At 42.8% G+C, this 19,018-nt stretch carries 22 protein-coding genes; 8 read left to right on the forward strand and 14 right to left on the reverse strand.

What is annotated here, in order from left to right; translation table 11 throughout:
- Window positions 1–124: 124 nt before the first annotated feature.
- Window positions 125–1,363: a beta-ketoacyl-ACP synthase II gene (gene fabF / locus CHH48_RS12480; protein WP_095219478.1), complete on the reverse strand. Its 1,239-nt coding sequence runs from the start codon at window positions 1,361–1,363 to the stop codon at window positions 125–127.
- Window positions 1,364–1,590: 227 nt separating this feature from the next.
- Between fabF and CHH48_RS12485 the strand changes: the two genes are divergently transcribed.
- Entirely contained in the window at window positions 1,591–1,803 is a 213-nt protein-coding gene (locus tag CHH48_RS12485; protein WP_095219479.1) for a hypothetical protein, read from the forward strand.
- Window positions 1,804–1,826: 23 nt separating this feature from the next.
- Here the strand turns inward: CHH48_RS12485 and CHH48_RS12490 are convergent, their stop codons facing one another.
- Entirely contained in the window at window positions 1,827–2,420 is a 594-nt protein-coding gene (locus CHH48_RS12490; RefSeq protein WP_095219480.1) for a hypothetical protein, read from the reverse strand.
- Between the two features lie 107 nt (window positions 2,421–2,527).
- Here CHH48_RS12490 and CHH48_RS12495 point away from each other — a divergent pair, with 107 nt between their 5' ends.
- Window positions 2,528–2,707 carry a DUF2929 family protein gene (locus tag CHH48_RS12495; protein WP_095219481.1) on the forward strand — a complete coding sequence of 60 codons (180 nt, stop codon included), beginning with the start codon at window positions 2,528–2,530 and terminating at the stop codon, window positions 2,705–2,707.
- A gap of 29 nt (window positions 2,708–2,736) precedes the next feature.
- Here the strand turns inward: CHH48_RS12495 and CHH48_RS12500 are convergent, their stop codons facing one another.
- From CHH48_RS12500 to CHH48_RS12510, 3 genes are all read right to left on the reverse strand, one after another.
- Window positions 2,737–3,060 (reverse strand): hypothetical protein, encoded by a 324-nt coding sequence (locus CHH48_RS12500; RefSeq protein ID WP_245840376.1) that lies wholly within the window; start codon window positions 3,058–3,060, stop codon window positions 2,737–2,739.
- Window positions 3,061–3,153: 93 nt separating this feature from the next.
- On the reverse strand, window positions 3,154–3,465 hold the full coding sequence (locus CHH48_RS12505; protein ID WP_038559343.1) for a metal-sulfur cluster assembly factor: 312 nt from the start codon (window positions 3,463–3,465) through the stop codon (window positions 3,154–3,156).
- Window positions 3,466–3,548: 83 nt separating this feature from the next.
- Entirely contained in the window at window positions 3,549–4,313 is a 765-nt protein-coding gene (locus CHH48_RS12510) for a prolyl oligopeptidase family serine peptidase (RefSeq protein WP_095219482.1), read from the reverse strand.
- 155 nt (window positions 4,314–4,468) lie between these two features.
- On the opposite strand from CHH48_RS12510, the gene CHH48_RS12515 reads away from it, so the two are divergent.
- The 3 genes from CHH48_RS12515 (at window position 4,469) to CHH48_RS19345 (ending at window position 5,714) form a co-directional block, all read left to right on the forward strand.
- The gene (locus tag CHH48_RS12515) at window positions 4,469–5,296 is read left to right on the forward strand and encodes a Cof-type HAD-IIB family hydrolase (protein ID WP_095219483.1); all 828 of its coding nucleotides are present in this window, start codon (window positions 4,469–4,471) and stop codon (window positions 5,294–5,296) included.
- Window positions 5,297–5,401: 105 nt separating this feature from the next.
- Window positions 5,402–5,545, forward strand: a complete 144-nt coding sequence (locus CHH48_RS19585; protein ID WP_170937469.1) for a hypothetical protein — start codon at window positions 5,402–5,404, stop codon at window positions 5,543–5,545.
- Window position 5,546: 1 nt separating this feature from the next.
- Entirely contained in the window at window positions 5,547–5,714 is a 168-nt protein-coding gene (locus CHH48_RS19345; protein ID WP_141230070.1) for a DUF3813 family protein, read from the forward strand.
- A gap of 42 nt (window positions 5,715–5,756) precedes the next feature.
- On the opposite strand, the gene CHH48_RS12520 is transcribed toward CHH48_RS19345, so the two are convergent.
- The 4 genes from CHH48_RS12520 to CHH48_RS12535 form a co-directional block, all read right to left on the reverse strand.
- Window positions 5,757–8,960 (reverse strand): ATP-binding protein, encoded by a 3,204-nt coding sequence (locus tag CHH48_RS12520; protein ID WP_095219484.1) that lies wholly within the window; start codon window positions 8,958–8,960, stop codon window positions 5,757–5,759.
- Entirely contained in the window at window positions 8,953–9,315 is a 363-nt protein-coding gene (locus CHH48_RS12525; protein ID WP_095219485.1) for a response regulator transcription factor, read from the reverse strand. The genes CHH48_RS12520 and CHH48_RS12525 overlap by 8 nt, the downstream gene beginning before the upstream one ends.
- 14 nt (window positions 9,316–9,329) lie before the next feature.
- Window positions 9,330–10,898 carry a GGDEF domain-containing response regulator gene (locus tag CHH48_RS12530; protein ID WP_095219486.1) on the reverse strand — a complete coding sequence of 523 codons (1,569 nt, stop codon included), beginning with the start codon at window positions 10,896–10,898 and terminating at the stop codon, window positions 9,330–9,332.
- Window positions 10,899–10,982: 84 nt separating this feature from the next.
- The gene (locus CHH48_RS12535; protein WP_095219487.1) at window positions 10,983–11,423 is read right to left on the reverse strand and encodes a hypothetical protein; all 441 of its coding nucleotides are present in this window, start codon (window positions 11,421–11,423) and stop codon (window positions 10,983–10,985) included.
- Between the two features lie 129 nt (window positions 11,424–11,552).
- Here CHH48_RS12535 and CHH48_RS12540 point away from each other — a divergent pair, with 129 nt between their 5' ends.
- Window positions 11,553–11,816 carry a NifU N-terminal domain-containing protein gene (locus CHH48_RS12540; RefSeq protein ID WP_095219488.1) on the forward strand — a complete coding sequence of 88 codons (264 nt, stop codon included), beginning with the start codon at window positions 11,553–11,555 and terminating at the stop codon, window positions 11,814–11,816.
- Between the two features lie 33 nt (window positions 11,817–11,849).
- Here CHH48_RS12540 and CHH48_RS12545 read toward each other — a convergent pair whose 3' ends face one another.
- The 4 genes from CHH48_RS12545 to CHH48_RS12560 all read right to left on the reverse strand — a co-directional run bounded on the left by CHH48_RS12545 (window position 11,850) and on the right by CHH48_RS12560 (window position 16,457).
- The gene (locus tag CHH48_RS12545; protein WP_038559323.1) at window positions 11,850–12,698 is read right to left on the reverse strand and encodes a YitT family protein; all 849 of its coding nucleotides are present in this window, start codon (window positions 12,696–12,698) and stop codon (window positions 11,850–11,852) included.
- Between the two features lie 149 nt (window positions 12,699–12,847).
- Window positions 12,848–14,695: an asparagine synthase (glutamine-hydrolyzing) gene (gene asnB, locus CHH48_RS12550; protein ID WP_095219489.1), complete on the reverse strand. Its 1,848-nt coding sequence runs from the start codon at window positions 14,693–14,695 to the stop codon at window positions 12,848–12,850.
- Between the two features lie 116 nt (window positions 14,696–14,811).
- Window positions 14,812–15,192, reverse strand: coding sequence for a DUF1516 family protein (locus CHH48_RS12555; protein ID WP_245840377.1), 381 nt, complete (start codon window positions 15,190–15,192; stop codon window positions 14,812–14,814).
- Between the two features lie 59 nt (window positions 15,193–15,251).
- Window positions 15,252–16,457, reverse strand: a complete 1,206-nt coding sequence (locus CHH48_RS12560) for a DUF418 domain-containing protein (RefSeq protein ID WP_095219490.1) — start codon at window positions 16,455–16,457, stop codon at window positions 15,252–15,254.
- A gap of 116 nt (window positions 16,458–16,573) precedes the next feature.
- Between CHH48_RS12560 and CHH48_RS12565 the strand changes: the two genes are divergently transcribed.
- The gene (locus CHH48_RS12565; protein WP_038559315.1) at window positions 16,574–17,188 is read left to right on the forward strand and encodes a PH domain-containing protein; all 615 of its coding nucleotides are present in this window, start codon (window positions 16,574–16,576) and stop codon (window positions 17,186–17,188) included.
- A 33-nt stretch (window positions 17,189–17,221) separates the two neighbouring features.
- Here CHH48_RS12565 and CHH48_RS12570 read toward each other — a convergent pair whose 3' ends face one another.
- The gene (locus tag CHH48_RS12570) at window positions 17,222–17,497 is read right to left on the reverse strand and encodes a GNAT family N-acetyltransferase (RefSeq protein ID WP_038559312.1); all 276 of its coding nucleotides are present in this window, start codon (window positions 17,495–17,497) and stop codon (window positions 17,222–17,224) included.
- Between the two features lie 174 nt (window positions 17,498–17,671).
- Between CHH48_RS12570 and CHH48_RS12575 the strand changes: the two genes are divergently transcribed.
- The gene (locus tag CHH48_RS12575; RefSeq protein WP_175074357.1) at window positions 17,672–18,991 is read left to right on the forward strand and encodes a DUF2254 domain-containing protein; all 1,320 of its coding nucleotides are present in this window, start codon (window positions 17,672–17,674) and stop codon (window positions 18,989–18,991) included.
- Window positions 18,992–19,018: the final 27 nt, after the last annotated feature.

A 19,018-nucleotide genomic window follows, 5' to 3' on the forward strand; every position in this document is an offset into this window, starting at 1 on the left:
TGTAGGGAGCGCGTGCCGTGTGGCTTGTAGTAGGATACATTATGACCAACCAGCAAAGATTTATTCTTGTATTATATGATTGAAAAAATAAAAAACCCCCCTAAGAATTAGGAGGTTCTCTAAATCACTGATATTGCTTGAATACAAGTGCAGCATTGTGGCCGCCGAAACCAAGGGAATTACTCAAAGCGGCGCGAACTTTCTTCTCACGTTTCACGTTTGGTACATAATCCAAATCACAAAGCGGATCTTTCTCCATCTGATTGATTGTTGGTGGAATCATACCGTCTTGGATTGCTTTGACACAAATAATCGCTTCTACTGCTCCAGCAGCACCAAGCATATGTCCTGTCATTGATTTCGTCGAAGAAATAGCTGTCTGATAAGCATGATCTCCTAGAAGCTGTTTTAAAGCGGCTGTTTCAAATTTATCGTTTAGCTCTGTGCTTGTCCCATGTGCATTAACATAGTCGATATCATCTGCTTGCAACCCAGCGTCTTCCATTGCCTGACGCATCGCACGTACAGCACCTTCACCTTCTGGAGCTGGCGCAGTGATATGATAGGCATCACCAGATGCTCCGTAGCCGACGATTTCTGCATAAATCGTTGCACCACGTTCCAAAGCGGAATCAAGTGATTCTAAGATTAAAATACCCGCTCCTTCTCCCATTACGAAACCATCTCGGTTTGCATCAAATGGACGGCTAGCCGTCTTCGGATCATCATTAAAGGAAAGTGCTTTGGCAGCTGAAAAGCCAGCGAAAGCCATTTTTGTTAAAGGTGCTTCCGATCCGCCTGTGATCATTGCATCTGCATCACCGCGTTCAATTACCTTGAAAGCATCTCCGATCGAGTTCGCTCCGGATGCACAAGCTGTAACCGAGCAAGAGTTGATTCCTTTTGCACCAAGCTGGATGGATACTTGGCCAGAAGCCATATCCGGTATCATCATTGGTACAAAAAATGGACTAACACGACGAGGCCCTTTAGTCATTAGCTTCTCGAACTGTTCTTCATATGTTCCCATTCCGCCAATACCAGAACCGATCCATACTCCTATGCGATTTGCATTTTCGTCTGTAATCTCAAGATTCGCATCTTCGACAGCCATCTTACTCGCTGCCACAGCATATTGTGTGAAAAGATCCATGCGTTTTGCATCTTTCTTTTCCATATAATCTTCAGGATTGAAATCTTTTACTTCCGCTGCAACCTTCGCAGGGTAATCATCTTTATTTACTCGGGTTAAGACATCCACACCCGATTTACCTTCCAAGAGATTCTGCCACGTTGTAGCGGCGTCATTTCCAACTGGTGTCACCGCACCTAGTCCCGTGACAACTACTCTTTTCTTTTCCATACGTTGTTTCCTCCTTCTTCAGCAAAGAATCATGCTGAAGCTGTTCTGACTGGTCTAATTAAAATAATGACCATGATAAAGTGCATAATCTGAGATATATTGTAACGTATTTTTCGTGTTCTGTAAGCTGTTAAGTAAAAACAATCTATCTTCCCTTTCAATAAATTAGGTAAAGACATAGACAAGACGTTGTCTGCGAACATACTGTAACGTATGGAGGTGCGGTGATGAGAAGAGACGAACGTATGGATGAATTCCTTTTTGGAAAGAGAAGGAATTCAGAGCCAGAGCCGGAACGAGAGGAATTAAAAAAAGAGGAACCGAAAAAAGAATTCAATTTAATGGAGACAGCAGGCACAATCATGGAGACTTATGAGCAGCTCTCTCCATATGTAAAACACCTAAAAAACCACGCGACAAAATTCATTAAGAAAAAATGAAGAATTGACTGGACGGAGCAGGCTTATTCATAAAAGAATCTGAATTGTGCATAGTGTTTGTGTAAACTAGATAAATCATCCTTTATATTACGTGTGAGAGCAATAACTGCTCGATCTTCCTGCTCCGGACATACCTCTTTTGTATAAAAACGATAATTGTTCATGCTTCCATCTCCTGATAACAGCTTGCTAATTGTTTGCATCACAGATTTGATTGGCAGTGCATTTCTATGGAAATATTCGTCATCAAACAAAATCCGTTTGCCATGCCATTGAACTGCTTCCTCATCTCTTGCCATCCATTCACCGTATAAGATTGGTAACAGAATTTGTTTTTCTAGTTCAGGAGTATCGTCTGCAGCATAACTAATATCTATATGGTGTTTGCTTTCAACACTTCTCTCCGCCGTACCGAAGAAACTGACATGCGCTTTATACTCTGTGTCCTGCACTCCTTCGCGGAACATAGCATGACGCCCTATATACATACTTAAATGCGTCTCTCTATCTGATAAGGATTGCCCATGCAGACCTGACACTTCATGACCATCTTCCAATAATGCCTGGACTAAATGATACCCTTCCCAGGAATAACACTGACTAACGAGGAAATGCATGAATTTCACTTCTCCTATCCATGTGAGGATTTGCACAAGAATCATTTTCTTTTTGACCGGAACCTGCTATGATAGAAGTATATGTGTGAATAATAGAGGTGATACTAATGCGGTTTGTCGCAACAATTATTTGGGCTTTCGTCCTAAGTGCTGTCGCAGCGTTTGTGCTGACGAGCATGTCAGGTGATCCATACGATATGTCACTAGTTATCGTCATGACAATCATCTTCAGTCTAGGTGTATGGACTGTATCTGCTGTTCTTCCAAAAGGAGAAGAACACGAATAAAACCTTGCCACTTGGCAAGGTTTTTTCTTTTACCATGGAATAAGACTGAGTGCTGCCAATCCTACAAGCGGTAATACCAGCCTGCGAAAACGTCCGCCGGGATATCCATATCCGTATCCGTAGCCTGGGTATCCGTATGGATTGCGATATTCGTCGTCGTCCTCTTCCACATAATCATACTGCTCATCTGCTGGTATTGCGAGATGGACATACTCATCATCCACATCCAAAACGATGCCATCCATCTGATAGCCATCCATAAGCTGCACAATAACATATTGATTTTTATGCTGCTTACACATATCCATCATATGATGGGACTGCGGATGTGATTGTTCATAAGAATTCGTCACGATGAACCTTCCCCCTTTACACCCTCAGCCTATGCCGGGAAAGTGTCCTGTGTGCAAAAAAAAAGCCCTCTTGCAGAGCAAGAGGGCTACTTATTAATCCGGAATCCCTAGCGCTATCTTCGCATAACGAGACATGCGGTCCTTAGACCACGGCGGACTCCATACAATATTCACTTTCGTTTCCTTCACTTCTGGAATATCCATAAGGACCCGTTTGACATCTTGTTCGATATGGCCAGCCAGCGGACAGCCCATCGCAGTCAAAGTCATCGTAACAATACCAGTACCATCTTCATCTATATCTACTCCGTACACTAGGCCAAGGTTAACGATATCTATTCCTAATTCAGGGTCGATTACGTTTTCCAGTGCACCGAGCATATTCTCTTCCAACGCTTGATCCATTCCTGCTCCTCCTTTATCCCAGTTCAAGAAACTGTTTGTCTGCATCTATTTAAACATATTTTCGTCAAAATAGAAATAAACTGCTACAGTACCTTCTCCAGCCATGCCGTTCCAGCAAGCATCGCTTTTCTGGAAACCTTGTGTCCGGATCCCGCTTCCGTAACATACGTGAACTGCTCCTGATCTGCGGCTTCGTATTCCAGCATCTCATAGAAACTGCGGGAATGTATATACGGAACAACAGGATCTTGATCACCATGCCAGAAGAACATTGGCCGATCTCCAATTGCCTCCGGATGCAGGGATAGATCGATACTCTCAAGAGAGGTAAACAACTGGTCCAATTCTTCCTCCGGTATATTCATTTCAACACCGGATTTCTTTACCGCATCCACCATACCGCGGGCAAATGCTGCAATCTTTGGAGATCCCATCATTACCATACCAGCCTGGATCCACTCAAATTGTGTCAGCGCAGCACAAGCCGTGATACCACCCATACTTGTACCGCCAATTGCAAAGCGATTATTCTGTATTAAGCTTTTTTCAGATGCATACTGATGAATCTGCTGTAAATCATATAAATTTTCCTTTACGATTGCGAAAAATTCCATCTGGCGTTTGTTGCTGCTAACACCGTCTTCTCGTATACCATGGTGAAGAGCATCCGGCAAAAGTACACGGTAGCCTTTTTCAGCGAGCATGTACGCAATTGGAAGATTATGTTCCCTGGCACTAGTGAAACCATGGAAATATGTAAACACAGGAAGTTCTTGATCTTCAGCACCTGCTTGCTCTATGCGAAGCAATGGCACCTCGTTCCAAACTTCTTCTTTAATGACGATCATTTACTTCATCCTCTTCAACGTTTTCCAATACCTACTGCTTCATCTTAGTATGTCCAGGCAGCTTTTGTAAATCGAAACTCCTTCGTCTTGACGATTTCTTTACAGATACGTAAGAGAAGGATACACTATAATGTACAATATAGAGGTGATAATAAATGGAAAAACATTTGATAGCACTTGATTTAGATGGAACACTTTTAACTGATGATAAACACATCTCAGAAAAGAATAAGAAAGCCATAGCGGCAGCAATACATGCTGGTCATGTTGTCGTTATCGCAACAGGAAGACCACACCGTGCTTCCTTGGCATATTATCGTGAACTCGGGCTCACTACCCCGATGGTGAATTTCAACGGAGCGCTCATCCATCATCCGGATGATAAAAAATGGGACGCTGTCCACTCCCCTATGCCGGTCCGTACTGCACGTAAAATCGTGGACACATGCAATAAACTTGATGTGAAAAATATAATTGCAGAAGTGATGGATGATGTATATATCGATCGCTTCGACCAATACTTACTGGATTTGTTCCACTTGGAGGAAGAAGATGATCCGATTAAAGTCGGCAGCTTGAAGCAGGCATTGCAAGATGATCCAACTTCCTTGCTCATTTATCCGCACGAAAACCAAGTTGCTTCCATCCGGGAGTCGCTTGAAAAAGAGCATGCTGAAGTAATTGAGCATCGACGATGGGGTGCACCATACCACATCATCGAAATCATTCGCAAAGGCCTGAGTAAAGCAGTCGGACTGCAGAAAATTTCCCATTACTATGATATACCGCAGAAAAACATCATCGCCTTCGGTGACGAAGACAATGATTTAGAAATGATTGAGTATGCTGGTGCAGGAGTTGCAATGGGCAATGCAATCGGACCATTGAAGGAGATTGCAAACTATACAACAGGATCGAATATGGAGGATGGCATTGCATCCTTCCTTCATTCTTATCTAAAGCTCGAAGTTCCGGCAAATTAACAATTTTTACAAATCATAATTCCTGCGTGCAAGGAGCAAAATAAAAGCGTAATCGGGTAAAGCCGGTTATGCTTTTACTTCTTTAGACGTTCGGAGGGGTAACGAATGAGTAAGAGAAGTAAATCTAAACGGTTCACAAGTCAAGGAGCGCAATCGGTGAGGCAGCATGACGATGTTTTCGTCTACCGCGAACGTTTCAGCGATAGTGTGAAGAAGCATCAATCAGAAAGCCATAATGGAGGGTTTTAGGATGGAAAACTTCTTCGAGAGAGCCAAGAAAAAAGTGCAGGGCTTGACTAATAAACCAAGCCAGGATGACTCTGCAACAGCGCAAGAGGCTATCCAATCTGCATACAACGATGCATCTGCAGAAGAAAAGCAGCAATTGCAGGAATTCGAGCAGAAGTTCGACCAGTAACAAAAAAGGCAGATCCGTTTTTCGGATCTGCCTTTTTTAATATTATTCCTTTTTAAATGCAATGAATCCTTTGTTTCCATGCTGCAGGATTGATTGCAAAATAACAGTCGACAGCTTATTCGGCGGGTATGGTTTGATCAAATAATGATTGATTTGATAGTGCTTCGCCTTGTCCATTTCCTGAATAGCACTAGAAATAAAAATCGGAATTTGCTTTAGCTCTCGATGCTGTTTGATTTCATGAATGACATCCCAGCCATCCAAACCTTCACCAAGCATCAAATCAATTACGAATGCTGCTGGTTTTAAATACGGCAGCTGTTTGATCAGTGCCTCTCCAGTTATAAATCGACTCACATCAAAGCCAGCATCCTTCAACTCATCCTCCAGAAGAAGCGCTAAACTGCGATCATCCTCAAGCAGAATTATTTGGCGGCCGCATTCGACTTCTGACTGGAAATGCTTATCTGCCTCAACCAATGGCAAAACAATTGAAAAGACACTGCCCTCACCTTCCGCTGATCTGACCATGATTTTTCCATCATGAGCTTCAACGATTTCTTTGCAAATTGCAAGACCTAATCCAGTACCCCCAATTTTACGGCTGCTGGAATTATCAAGTCTATTGAATTTCTGGAACAGTCGCCCCAGTTCTTGATCCGGTATGCCGATACCTTCATCCGAAATATGGACATAAAGCTGATGCTCCTGCTGCTGAACAGAAACGACCACATCTCCGCCTTCCGGAGAGAACTTAATGGCATTACTGAACAGATTCGTTAGCACCTGGATCATTTTGTCCCGATCAACACTCACATGATCGTAAGCGCTATTCTGCTGGAGAACAAGATTATGATTGGTGTTTGTAGATTGGAAGTTCTCGATCACCTGCTCTACAATTGGTGTGAAAGGCTGTTTTTCTTTCACATATTCTTCCTTTCCTGCTTCCATTCGCTGCAAGTCCAGAAAATCATTAATCAGGTTCGTCAGCCTTGTCGCTTCCTGATGAATCGTTTGCAAGTATCTCGCTTGGCGCTCAGGTTTCAGATCCTTGGTGATCATCAGCTCTGTATAGCCGAGTACACTTGCCAGCGGTGTTCTTAGTTCATGGCTGACCGTACTAACAAGATTTGATTTCATCTGATCTACTTCATATTCCGCAGTAATATCACGGTAAACAAAAAGGGTACCGATTTTCTCATCATGTCGTTTAATAGATACATGATAGAGCAACAGTATTTTGTTCTGCATGCCGCTAACACGCAGCCGCAGTCCGCCCGCTGGCTGCTCCCCCTCGAAGATGGCTTGTTTCACATATGTTTCGTATTCTTCCTTGTTCTCGATATATACACTGCTATACTCCATCCAACTCGTATATTCATTGCAAGCGTCCCGGCGGGATTGCACGGCATCAAGCTGCAGGTATGCCTGCCAATTGGCGTTATACTGCAGTAGCTCGCCTGTATTGCTAACAAACTGGATTCCTTCATTCACATTATCGATGATATCCTGATTAAGCTGTCTATTATATTCAGTCAGCTCATAGGATTCGATCTTATCTAGGAATAAGCTGAGTCGTCTCAGTATCCAATTCAATTCTCTCTGTTCTGACTCATGGAATGGCCGCTGGAACCTTGTACAGATAAATACTGCAACCAGCTCTCCAGCAGAGTTCTGCACTGGAATATGCAGGTCCTCACAAATTCCGTTTTCTCGATAACCTGCTTCCCCTTTGTCTGCTTGCCTTTCAAGTATAAATGGTTCTGGATTTCCTTCCAGACGTTGAATCACAGTCTGGAAATGCGCAGCTACCGGCTCTTCAAATTGTTTTGCAATCCCAATTGCTGCCCACTCAGGAGTCTCTGTCATGAAAATGACTCCATGATCATACCGGTAAAGAGCAGCTAACTCTTTCATGATCGTATCCAGGAGTGCCTGTTTCTCCATCGTAACGGATAAAGTATTATTCATGCGATTCATTCGTTCGATACCTTGCTTTGTCTCCTCGGTCTCGCGCAACGAGTCTCGGAGCATCTTCTCCGTCTCTACAATTCGAGTAATGTCCTGTTCGATCACGATAAGCTGTTCTATCACCTTGTCTTCATCTGAATACGGCACAATTGTTGCATGGACCCAATAGCTTGAACCATCTTTTTTCAGATGTTCCAATGTGCCACTCCAAGCGTGACCCTTAAACAGCTCAGGAAAAACTGTCCTGATGTCTGTCGTATTCTCTTCATGCGCGATAATCCCAAGAAGACTCCTTCCGATTAGCTCTTTCTCCGGATACAGAGAAATGGAACTGAAATTCTCATTAACCTGCGTAACTATCCCTTTGTTATCCAGTACGATTACCATCGAAGATTCATTCAATGCCCAGTTCAAATTACGCAGATCATTGACGAAGCTCTCCAGCTGTTCTTGCTGTTCAGTGAGTTTCGTATTCTTTTCGGAAAGATTCTGTTCCCGATTTCGAATACGCTTCGTCATATCCCGGAATGCATCCGACAGAATACCAATTTCATCATTTCGCTCAAGCGGCGCAATAGTTACATTTTTCCCTTGTGCTACGTCATAGGAAGCATTGGATAGATCATACAAAGGCTTTCCTATATTCCGAGTGAACTGTCGGTTAAAGAATAACAATATACCGAATATAAGTAGGACAAAGAGAAACAGCATATAAGATTCCCACGTGTTATCCCGCATGAATTCATCATGCAATTCGGTTACAGCATCCTCGTTATGCTGTCTCAAGTTTTCTGTAACACGCAGGATACCATTGATTTCGTCTATCCGCTCATCTGCTACATCACCTGTAATGACCTGCAAATTATCTGACTCAATAGCTTCCTGCAGCTCTGGATAATAGGTATCCCAATAGATAGCCTCAAAACTCTGGAGACGTGCCAGATTCTCACGTTCTTGCAAGGAAAGATCAAATGTTCTTAGCTTAGCCAGGTTATCCTCTAGCGATATGTGGGAGTTCTCTGCATTTTGTCTTTCCTGATCATTTGTATAAAGAGCATAGCCACGCATATGGAATACCATGTCACTGAAGTCGGATTTAATATTCTGCAGAACGCCTCGCTTCTCTACCAAAACATTCCGCTCGTTCTCATATTGCTTATTGGTGGAATAATGCATATAAAAGAAGGCTGCAATGCCTATCATTGTTGCCAGCAGAACAAAGAAAAGAATATAAAGGAACTGCCTCTTAATCGATTTTCGAAAGTAATTAGGCATTAAGTATGTCCTCTACTAACAAAATCAGCTGAGCTGGACTAAACGGTTTCGCCATATAATAAGGAATACCCACTCTTTTCGTCTCTTCAATATCAGCCTGCTGTGTCTTGGCCGTCAGCATAATGATCGGACATTTCCGTTTCCAATCTGCTGAAAGCGACTGGGCTACCTCGATTCCTGTCTTGCCGGGCATCATATTATCCAGAATCACCAAATCATAGATTTCTGATTGCATTTTTTGCAGTGCTTCGTTTCCATCAACTGCATTCTCAATCTCATGACCTTCTTCTTCCAAAGTATCAGTAATTAACATACGCAATACCTCTTCATCGTCAGCCACTAATATTCTTGCCATCTTATTTCCCCCTCTTAGGTGCGGAGCGTCAGTCTTTTGATTCTGGCTGCCACTTCTTCGACATGAAATGGCTTTGTCATATAGTCGTCCGCTCCAAGCTCCAGCGCTTTCACTACATCCTGGTTATCCTGCCTGCCTGTCAGCATCATAACGAACAAATTCTTTTCGTTTGAATATGTACGTAAAGCTGACAGCACTTCGAGTCCATCCATATCCGGCATAACACCATCAAGGAGAACAATGTGCTTGCCCGCCTGTCTGATCCAATCGGAGTTTAATAAAGAGCTCCCGTCTGCAAAAGCCCTTAGCTGAGCACGGTACCCATCCATATGTAATCCTTCCAGATTGTCCTGAAGCAAGGAACGAATGATAGTATCATCATCTACTACCGATAGATAAAGAGATTTGTAAGGCTCTTCTCCCATATTATGATGACAAGATTCGTAAACATTTACTTGCTGCTTTCCGTTACGCTTCCCGAAATACAGCGCTTGGTCTGCTTGCTCGATCAGCTGCTCCAGTAATAATTGTTCATCACTTACTATTGATGCCACTCCAGCTGTAAAGGATGTATAGATAGTTGTCTGAGCCAACTCATGCGGCTGGTGTATGTAGCCCTCTAGGATCTTGCGCAAGCGGCTTGCTGCCAGCTCGCCCTTAACGCCTGGCATGAGCAGAAGAAACTCTTCTCCTCCATATCTGATGACATAATCCTCTTCTCTCACAGCGCCTTTCAAATAGGCAGCAAAATTCCGCAGGACAATATCACCGCTAGCATGACCATATGTATCATTCACTTGTTTAAAATTATCGATATCAAGCACGGCACATGTAAACTCCAAATCACGACCAGCCGGGAAGCCAGCTAAGAATGAACGGTTATATACTTGTGTTAGTGGATCGACAATGACTTGCTGCTCCATCGTATCTAAAAGTTTCAAACGATTAAAAATGATTTCGATTACCAACTCATCCACTTCATGCTGATCAATTATATCTGTGATGCCATTCCGAAAATAACGCTGCTTTTCCTCAAATTTAAGATTTCCGCCAATAAACATAACAAAGGAAAACATCTTCTGCTGAACATAGACAGTATCTTCCTTAGTAATATGCTCTCGCCAGCTGCCATCTACCAGTGTTATAAGTGGATGTGCTTCATAAAGATGCGCAATTGCACGTTCTTTGTCCGCAGCTACAATAACTTGAAGCCCCTCCTTCTCGATACGCTCTCTCGCTCGCATGAGCCAGTCATTATTGCTGGATATTAATAATAAAGGCTCCTGCCTGATAAGTTCCCGTGGTCTAGCAGGAAGTTCAGCCTGCTGCTGTAATACTGCCTCGATTGCCTCTATGACTGGCATCCAAATATCTTTCGGCAGACGTTCTCCTTCTATTTCCGCTATGCGGATCAGCTGGGCTTCTGCAACTTCAGACAAGGTATTCAGACCTATAGATGCTCCTGTGCCTTTCATTTGATGGACTAGCTGATACAAATCTCCTTTTCGTATCGTGTCCTGCTGCTTGAACATCGCAAAACTTTCATTAATTTTCGTCGTAAATATCTCTTGGTATTTCTTCAATCTGTACACCTCTATCTTTATTAAGCACTTAACTCTTGGTGTAATAGCTAAGATTGCAGGTTGATTATATCACAACAAAAACCTTCAGCTTTGTTTCCCTAAAAATTTACTATTATAAAATAAATCAGTAAGTTTTACTATCAGGAGACCATATAGTAAGTGACCGAAAAACCAGATAATAATAGCCAACCAATCATCCACAGCTGGTACGGGCTGATTGGCTAGAAGTGATAAGGGAAAATAAACACAGGCAGTGCAGAGACTTAAACCAATACCGATTATCCATCTGTTTCTCCCTAGTTTCTTTTTCGACAAGAAGTAAACTAGGACAATTGCCCAGGAAATAATAATGTGAAAGAGATTGAGCATATAATCATTCCAATCCACCTGTCGAATAAAAGGGATAAAATCGACATTAAACAATAGTGTATAAACCTTAATAGCCGTTATTTGCTGCCAAAGATACATCCAGGCTGACAGCGCAATACCAGCTATACCACCAATGCATAAAATACGAATCACCATCGAATATTCCTCCTCTTTACCTATTCACTACCCAACCCCGTTTCTGCTTAAGCAAGTTATTTCCCACTTTTTAAATCGTTCTCTATCTGCTATGATAGTGGTAAGTATGGACGCTAGGAGGCCAATAGCATGAGTATAAGAGTGGAAAATACCCCGAATCCGAATGCGAAGAAATTCACTACTGATAAAATTATCTTTGAAGGCAACGGCAGTGTGTCTGTCATGCCTGGACAAACGAGCGAGTACGCTATCATGAATCAGCTAATGACAGTGGAAGGTGTCGATAATGTTTTCGGCTTCCAAAATTTCATTACAATTAACAAGCTGCCAAACGCAGATTGGGACGAGCTTTCTGCGAAAGTCGTCGCTGTCATGGAAGAAGCAGGCTATTAAAAAAAGCTGAGGAGCCAGAATGCTCCTCAGCTTTTATTTATCTTTACGGAAGAATCCATAGATACCAGCTGTCTCTACAACGTTCATGAAAGCTGATGGATCCACTTCTTTAATAATATGTTCCAAATCATACAATTCATATCGGGTGATAACGAGCATCAGCATATTTTTATCCTGCTGTGTGTAACCACCTCGGACTGGAATAATCGTAATACCTCGTACCATTTTATTATAAATCGCTTTAGATAGCTCGTCCGCCTTTGTTGTGACAATCATTGCAGTCACCTTCTCATAGCGGGTATGAATCGCATCGATTACTCGAGTCGAGACATACAGGGTGACTAGCGTATACAAGGCATTCGCCGGTTCATTGAGGACACCTGCCAAAATGATGATGATCCCGTTCAACAGTAGGAAATACGTGCCAACAGGTCTATCCTTCAGACGAGACAGAATCATGACGACAATATCCATTCCTCCAGTAGAAGCACCCCATTTTAATGTCAGTCCAACACCGACACCAGCAATAACGCCGCCGAATACAGCATTCAGGATAATATCATCCGATAGAGCATGAATCGGAAGCAGCTCAAGCATAACTGTCATACAAGCAACTGAAAAGAGACTATAAATGGTAAAGCCTTTGCCCACTTTCATCCATCCTAGAATCGCTACGGGGATATTCAATAAGAAAAGCCAGATCCCTGTACCGATTGAGGTGATGCCAAGAACTTGGGCAAAGAAATCGAATAAGAGCTGTGCAGCTCCGGTAAAGCCGCTGCCATATACACTTGCAGGTATCAGGAAGAAATTCAGTGCCACCGCATTGAGCAAGGCTCCGAATATAACTACCACAATACGTTTCACTTCAAAATAGAACAATTATGTACCTCCTTAAAGTCCCATACATTAAAAAGCTTGCGCAGAACGGCTGAAAGCTATTCCTGCGCTAAGCCCGCGAATCATTATAGCCGAAATCACTCTGGATGAAAATAGTTTTATTATGTAAGGAGCTAATATAGCCCCTAAAGTCATACACGAATCTTCACATCATGATGCCGCAGCCAAAAGTCAATCTGTCCTAGATGCGCAAGCAACTGCGGACCGGTCATCAATTGACCGAACCACGGAGCAGTCACATCCTGACCTTTACTTTTGACAAGTGCCTCAATGGATTTCCGGTCAAATAAGTCAAATAGCCGCGCATCATCATCCCGAAGGATTTCTTCCATCCACTGAACGACAGCAGCCGTATAAACCGGATTATGTGTTTTTGGATATGGACTTTTCTTCCGATAAAGTACTTCATCCGGCAAAATTCCTTCGAGTGCTTTTCGAAGTATGCCCTTTTCCTTATTGCCATACGTCTTTATTTCCCAAGGGATGTTCCAAACATATTCCACCAATCGATGATCACTAAACGGAACTCGGGCTTCAAAACTTGCTCCCATGCTCATCCGGTCCTTTCGATCGAGCAATGTCGGCATGAACCAATGCATATTCAAATAAAACATCTGCCTCCGTTTTGCTGCTTCCGCTTCCTCACCTGGCAGCAGTGGTGTTTCATCAATTGTATCTTGATATCTATCAAGCATATAGCCATGCAAATCAAGGTCATGCTGCCATTCTTTCTTTAGCAGACTGTTACGAACTTGGGCCGAGCGAATCCAAGGGAAGCCTTCTCTGTTCAAGTCATCCTCTCTGTAAAACCACGGGTAGCCGCCGAAGATTTCATCTGCGCATTCGCCTGATAATGCCACCGTCACATTCTCCTTGATTCGTTCACAGAACCAAAATAAAGAGGCGTCGACATCCGCCATACCAGGCAGATCACGGAGAATAGTCGCTTCTTTTAATGAGCCAGCTAATAATAGATTATCCATCACATGTGTCTTATGATTCGTACCAAATGCTTTTTGCATTTTCATAACATATGTCTGGTCACTAGCCGGCTGGAAATCGCTTTTCTTGAAAAACGTATCGTTTCCATCAAAATCGATCGAGAATGTCGAAAGTTGCCCTTTGCCTGTTTCCTTATAGTGATTCGCTGCAATAGCGGTTATTGCGCTAGAATCAACTCCGCCTGAAAGAAAGGTGCCGAGCGGTACATCCGATACAAGCTGCCGTATGACAGAATCTGTAAGTAATTCCCTTACTTTTGCAGCAGTTTCTTCTATAGAATCTGTATGCTCTCTACTTTCCACATTCCAATACCGAGTCAGCTTCAAACCGTTCCGATCGAATTTCCCTATGTGAGCTGCCCGCAATTCCTTTATGCCTTTGAAAACACCATGCCCAGGTGTCCGAGACGGACCGAGCGCCAAGATCTCTGAAACCCCCTCATTGTCAAGCACTGCTTCCACTTCTGGATGAGCAAGAATCGCTTTCAGTTCTGAACCGATCAACAGCCCGCCATCCTGTTCCATATAGAAGAGTGGTTTTACACCTAATCTATCTCTTGCAAAAAAGAGGGTTTCCGTTTTGTCGTGCCAAATAGCGAATGCAAATATCCCATTGAATTTCTCGACACACGCTTCCCGCCACTCAACATAGCTCTTAAGCAGCACTTCCGTGTCAGAATGCCCTTGAAAGGACCATCCACGCTGCTTCAATTCCTTCCGAATATCTTCTGTGTTGTAAAGCTCACCATTATAAATCAATGTATAAGTCCCGCGCTCATCAGTATACTGCATCGGCTGTTTGCCTCCTGCAGCATCTACTACAATCAGTCGCCGGTGACCGAACAGGACATGTGGTGCTCCCCAATCGTTGTACTCATCCGGACCCCGTTTCGATAATGTCTGAGCCATTTTTTGGATCACAGGTTTCTCCTGCTCCAGATTACGTTTGAAATTAACCCACCCGGTTATACCGCACATATGCCCGCTCTACTCCTTTTCTCGCCTAAGTCATATATTAAGCCGTTACTTCTACAACATATGAAAAGTGGCGCTAAACGTGAGCAAAAGAAAAAAACCTGCCTTAGTAGGCAGGTTTATGGCAGGAATCCCATCGGAAGGATACCGAAGCCAAGCAATAATGTAATGACTAGCGCGATGAAGAAGATAATCCACCAAGCTTTTGCGGACTTTTCCTTCTTCAGTTTCACGAGAATCATCTCCATGCAGACGATGACGATCAGCCCTGCAATTCCCTTAATGACCGCCTGGACAGTAAAGGATGATCCAGATGCGTCAAAATATCTCCATAATAGAACAAATCCAGTATAAAGGATGAGCAGATAATCAAGCCGCAGAATCATATGCGGAATTGTTGCCTGCTTTACTTTCTTCTCGCTATAAAGAACAAGTGCAAAGAAGAAGAGCAGAAGACCAAGTCCCCAGCCTATTATATGTGTAAGTATCATTCCGTCCATGGTGCGCCTCCTTTTATTATGTACCCGTACATCATACCATGTTTCCCATTAATGCCGCATCAAGACACACGCTGTTCGTTTTTCTTCCGAAGCGGCTGAATTTTCCCATATGTCAGTATCCGCCAAAGCCATTCAATAGGTCCAAAGGTGAAATAACGGAACCATACACGGCTTAGCACAACTTGAATTACAAAGACGCCAATAACAAAGCAAACAAAGCCTAGCAGGGAAAATTCTGCATATAAGCCGAAGCCGATACCGTAGAACAAAACGAACATCAATACAGACTGGAATAAGTAATTGGACAAAGACATGCGCCCGACATAGCTTAACTGACGTGCAATCCAGCTGAATACAGGGAGATTTGATAGTAGCGTTATCAAAGAAAGGTAAAAAAGTGCACACGCTGGACCGCCGATATAATCCTGAGCATAACTCAGCCAAAGCGGAGCACCAATTAAGTATGGCCCTGCTTTAAGAACAAGAAAAAGGAATCCAGTAATAATAGTGAACCAAATGAGCTTGCGTCGGTTTGCTGAAGGGTCATGAAGCAGCTTCGTGCGCGCAAGATATGCACCTAGAAGCATTAATGGCAGCAGCATAAATATACCTACGATTATGCCCCCGACTCCGTTCGACATTGACCAGTCCGCGATGTTCTGCTGCAGGATGTCAGTGTATGTTCCATTGCCATAAGCAGTCAGCTTGCTTGTTATATCCATCGTGCTGGACAGCATTTCATCCATTCCTTCTCCAAGCATTGATAATGCCAGAGTTGAAACCGTAAGCAGCAGAACCACAGGAACAAGCAAAACCGGAATCATCGTCAGCAAAACCCATCTCGGTGTGTAAAGGAATGGAATAAGCAATAATCCAATAATCGCATATGTAAAAAGAATATCGCCATGCCAAATAAGAAATGCATGGATTGCTCCAAGTCCCAGCAGCACTAACATCCTTCTGCTTAGGAACCAGCCGGGTTTAATGCCGTCGCGTTTCCGGCTATCGAAAATAAGCTGCATGCCGAAACCGAATAATATGGAAAATAACGTGTAGAAACTAGCTTGAAAGAATATATCGATGCCGCCTAGCAGAAAGGTATCAAGTGGCGAATCCCATTCAGGTGAATCAATTCCTGGCATATAATAGGGAGAACCGAATGAAGGTGCATTTACCATGAAGATACCGAGTATAGCTGCCCCTCTTGCTGCGTCGATCCAATGCAGCCGTTTTGTCTGTGGCAAAGGTCTTATTTTTTCTTTCATCTCATTCCGCCTCTCGCTTAGTCCAGATGCATCATTCACAAAATTAATATGGATGCTCTCTGTCAAAATTGCTAAAATTAGTATATCACATGCTACATAGCGGAAAGGGTTAAATTATGTTTAAGAAACTAGCTTCTGATGCTCTAGGTCTCTCTGATATCGGCAAGATCATTCCTCCAAGTGATTACGATAAGACGGATGCTGATGATTATGTCATGAATGAAGATAACGAAAAAATCTACTTTTTGATTAAAACGAAACAGGATGAGTATTGCTTTACAAATCTCTCCATCATCCATGTTGACGGTGAAAGCGCCGTTTCTTCCAAACGTACTCTTCGCCGTTACCCATATATGCAGCATCGCATCAGCAACGTGTATTTGGAAACAGCCGGTAAAGTGGATTTGGATATCGAAATTAAATTTTCCATCGATAATCAGGTAATCAGTATCGACGTTAAGAAAGACCAGATCGATCAGCTTAAAGATTTATATAAAGCTTTGCTGCGCATTGCAGAGATCAATTATGAAAACAGCTTATTTACAGATATGGCACATACAAGTCTGGATAAAGCAGCAGCCATTCTCCAGCAATCACGTTATACAGACGGCACGCTGGATGAAACGTACAAGAAATTGACTGAATTCGGCTTCGAATGGCTGACATCTACCAAACATAAATATCATGCACATGATTTCGGCGCAGTTTACGAAAAATATATCAACAACTAAAAAGAGTGACTCGCACTATGCGAGCCACTCTTTTTATAGCGGGCCTTCCCAAACCCCGTCGTATTTTTTGTCAGTACTCAATATCTCATGTGCAAATGTACATACCGGCACAATTTGTTTCTCTTGTTCTCTTGCATAATCTACGACTCGATCTATCAATTGTTTTCCAATACCTGCGCCCTGCTTATCCTCTATTACCATAGTATGTTCAATGACAATATCATCAGATTCTGTGAATGTCACCTCTGCATCAGGCTGGTCACTATTTCCGATATAAAATCTCCCTTTTTCTTGTTTGATGTCAGCCATCGTACCACTCCTTCCTTTCCTTACTCTACCCGCATGATCAGCTAGGTATTCATATGGAAACCTGGTGTTTGCCGCTTCTAAATGTAGGGTAAAATGCAATGATCAAACTCAAGTAGAAAGGCGTCCTATATGCTTATCAAACTTTTACCAAGACCTTTACGAAAATATCTACATATGACAAAGCGTCAGCGCAAGCATGAGGCGCAGCTTAATCTTTGGATGATGCCGACAATCTATATCGCAGGAACGCTTCTTCTCGTAGCGATTCCACTGCTGTTGGATCTATATTTTGATTTACCAACTAAAACAACGGGATTCTTCAATGCTTCTGCTTCGAATACTGGTACTCTCGTGAGTGTATTAGTCAGCGGTACACTGCTTTTGGCAGCTTATACTTTGAACTCGATTTTAGTAGTCTTAACAAGTTTCAGTTCAGAGTATTCGCCGCGCATGCTTTTCAATTTTATCTCCGATAGGACGACACAGCATATTCTTGGGCTTTTTTATGGAAGCTTTGTGTTTATGCTCATTTCCTTCCTGTTTGTCACGAACAGTTCCCGCGATTATTTTACGGCTGTGCCGATCGCGTGTACGCTTGTCACACTGGCGGCAGTTATCGGTTTTGCTTTATTTGTAAACCATACAACAACATGGATGCAACTGCACAATATTGTGGATGCCATGAAAAGCGAGTCGGAAAGGATCATCCAATCGACTTTAATTGATGAGCTGGAGCCGTACCGCTGTGATGAACCTGGTTATACATTTGAGGATTACACAGGATACACTTGCAAAGCATCTAATTCCGGTTATATACAGCTGATTAACTTTGTGGATATGATCAAACAGGCAAAGAAAGATGATGTCGTCATAAGGATGGATGCCAAAGCAGGTGACTTCGTGTTGAAAGGCAATCGTTTGTTCAGCTATCGCGGACCCGGAGCGCAGGATGTGCAAATCGAGAAGTACAGCAAACTCATCCAAATCGGGCATAAACGATCCGAGATACAAGATGTAGATATGAGTATGAACAAACTAAGTGAAATTGCCATCAAGTCGATTGGAAATGATGATCCAACCTCCGCTATCAATACGTTTCATCAAATGGCAGATCTGATGATTAACATCGATGCATCTACCACACTCCACCCTTATTTGCAGGATGAAGAGGAACAGACAAGAGTCGTTTATAATACCGTCACTTTTTCTACGTATCTACATGAAGGTTTCGGACGGATTCGGCACTATACTCAAAAAGATTATCTCTTGATAGTGGAAATGATCCAAGTTTTCATCCGGATGACTGATACTATATCTGAAAAGAACTTCCCTATAATATGGGAGTTCGCCCAAGACACAATTCTCCATATCTCAGATTCTGCTTTCTTCCAGGCAGACCGGATTCGCTTACTGGAATATCTAAAACAATTAGCAGAAGTTACCGGCCATGCAAAAGATTATTACCCGCTGGAAAGACATCTCCAACCAAAATGAAAAAGGAGACAGCAATGTTGCTGTCTC

The organism is Terribacillus saccharophilus (assembly GCF_002272075.1).
In the GTDB taxonomy this organism is placed as follows: Bacteria; Bacillota; Bacilli; order Bacillales; family Amphibacillaceae; genus Terribacillus; species Terribacillus saccharophilus_A.

Bases quoted from the DNA above. Each gene is read 5' to 3' on its own strand.
- fabF (WP_095219478.1), bottom strand. From the start codon at position 1,363: ATGGAAAAGAAAAGAGTAGTTGTCACGGGACTAGGTGCGGTGACACCA.
- CHH48_RS12485 (WP_095219479.1), top strand. From the start codon at position 1,591: ATGAGAAGAGACGAACGTATGGATGAATTCCTTTTTGGAAAGAGAAGG.
- CHH48_RS12490 (WP_095219480.1), bottom strand. From the start codon at position 2,420: ATGCATTTCCTCGTTAGTCAGTGTTATTCCTGGGAAGGGTATCATTTA.
- CHH48_RS12495 (WP_095219481.1), top strand. From the start codon at position 2,528: ATGCGGTTTGTCGCAACAATTATTTGGGCTTTCGTCCTAAGTGCTGTC.
- CHH48_RS12505 (WP_038559343.1), bottom strand. From the start codon at position 3,465: ATGGATCAAGCGTTGGAAGAGAATATGCTCGGTGCACTGGAAAACGTA.
- CHH48_RS12510 (WP_095219482.1), bottom strand. From the start codon at position 4,313: ATGATCGTCATTAAAGAAGAAGTTTGGAACGAGGTGCCATTGCTTCGC.
- CHH48_RS12515 (WP_095219483.1), top strand. From the start codon at position 4,469: ATGGAAAAACATTTGATAGCACTTGATTTAGATGGAACACTTTTAACT.
- CHH48_RS19585 (WP_170937469.1), top strand. From the start codon at position 5,402: ATGAGTAAGAGAAGTAAATCTAAACGGTTCACAAGTCAAGGAGCGCAA.
- CHH48_RS19345 (WP_141230070.1), top strand. From the start codon at position 5,547: ATGGAAAACTTCTTCGAGAGAGCCAAGAAAAAAGTGCAGGGCTTGACT.
- CHH48_RS12520 (WP_095219484.1), bottom strand. From the start codon at position 8,960: ATGCCTAATTACTTTCGAAAATCGATTAAGAGGCAGTTCCTTTATATT.
- CHH48_RS12525 (WP_095219485.1), bottom strand. From the start codon at position 9,315: ATGGCAAGAATATTAGTGGCTGACGATGAAGAGGTATTGCGTATGTTA.
- CHH48_RS12535 (WP_095219487.1), bottom strand. From the start codon at position 11,423: ATGGTGATTCGTATTTTATGCATTGGTGGTATAGCTGGTATTGCGCTG.
- CHH48_RS12540 (WP_095219488.1), top strand. From the start codon at position 11,553: ATGAGTATAAGAGTGGAAAATACCCCGAATCCGAATGCGAAGAAATTC.
- asnB (WP_095219489.1), bottom strand. From the start codon at position 14,695: ATGTGCGGTATAACCGGGTGGGTTAATTTCAAACGTAATCTGGAGCAG.
- CHH48_RS12555 (WP_245840377.1), bottom strand. From the start codon at position 15,192: ATGGACGGAATGATACTTACACATATAATAGGCTGGGGACTTGGTCTT.
- CHH48_RS12560 (WP_095219490.1), bottom strand. From the start codon at position 16,457: ATGAAAGAAAAAATAAGACCTTTGCCACAGACAAAACGGCTGCATTGG.
- CHH48_RS12565 (WP_038559315.1), top strand. From the start codon at position 16,574: ATGTTTAAGAAACTAGCTTCTGATGCTCTAGGTCTCTCTGATATCGGC.
- CHH48_RS12570 (WP_038559312.1), bottom strand. From the start codon at position 17,497: ATGGCTGACATCAAACAAGAAAAAGGGAGATTTTATATCGGAAATAGT.
- CHH48_RS12575 (WP_175074357.1), top strand. From the start codon at position 17,672: ATGACAAAGCGTCAGCGCAAGCATGAGGCGCAGCTTAATCTTTGGATG.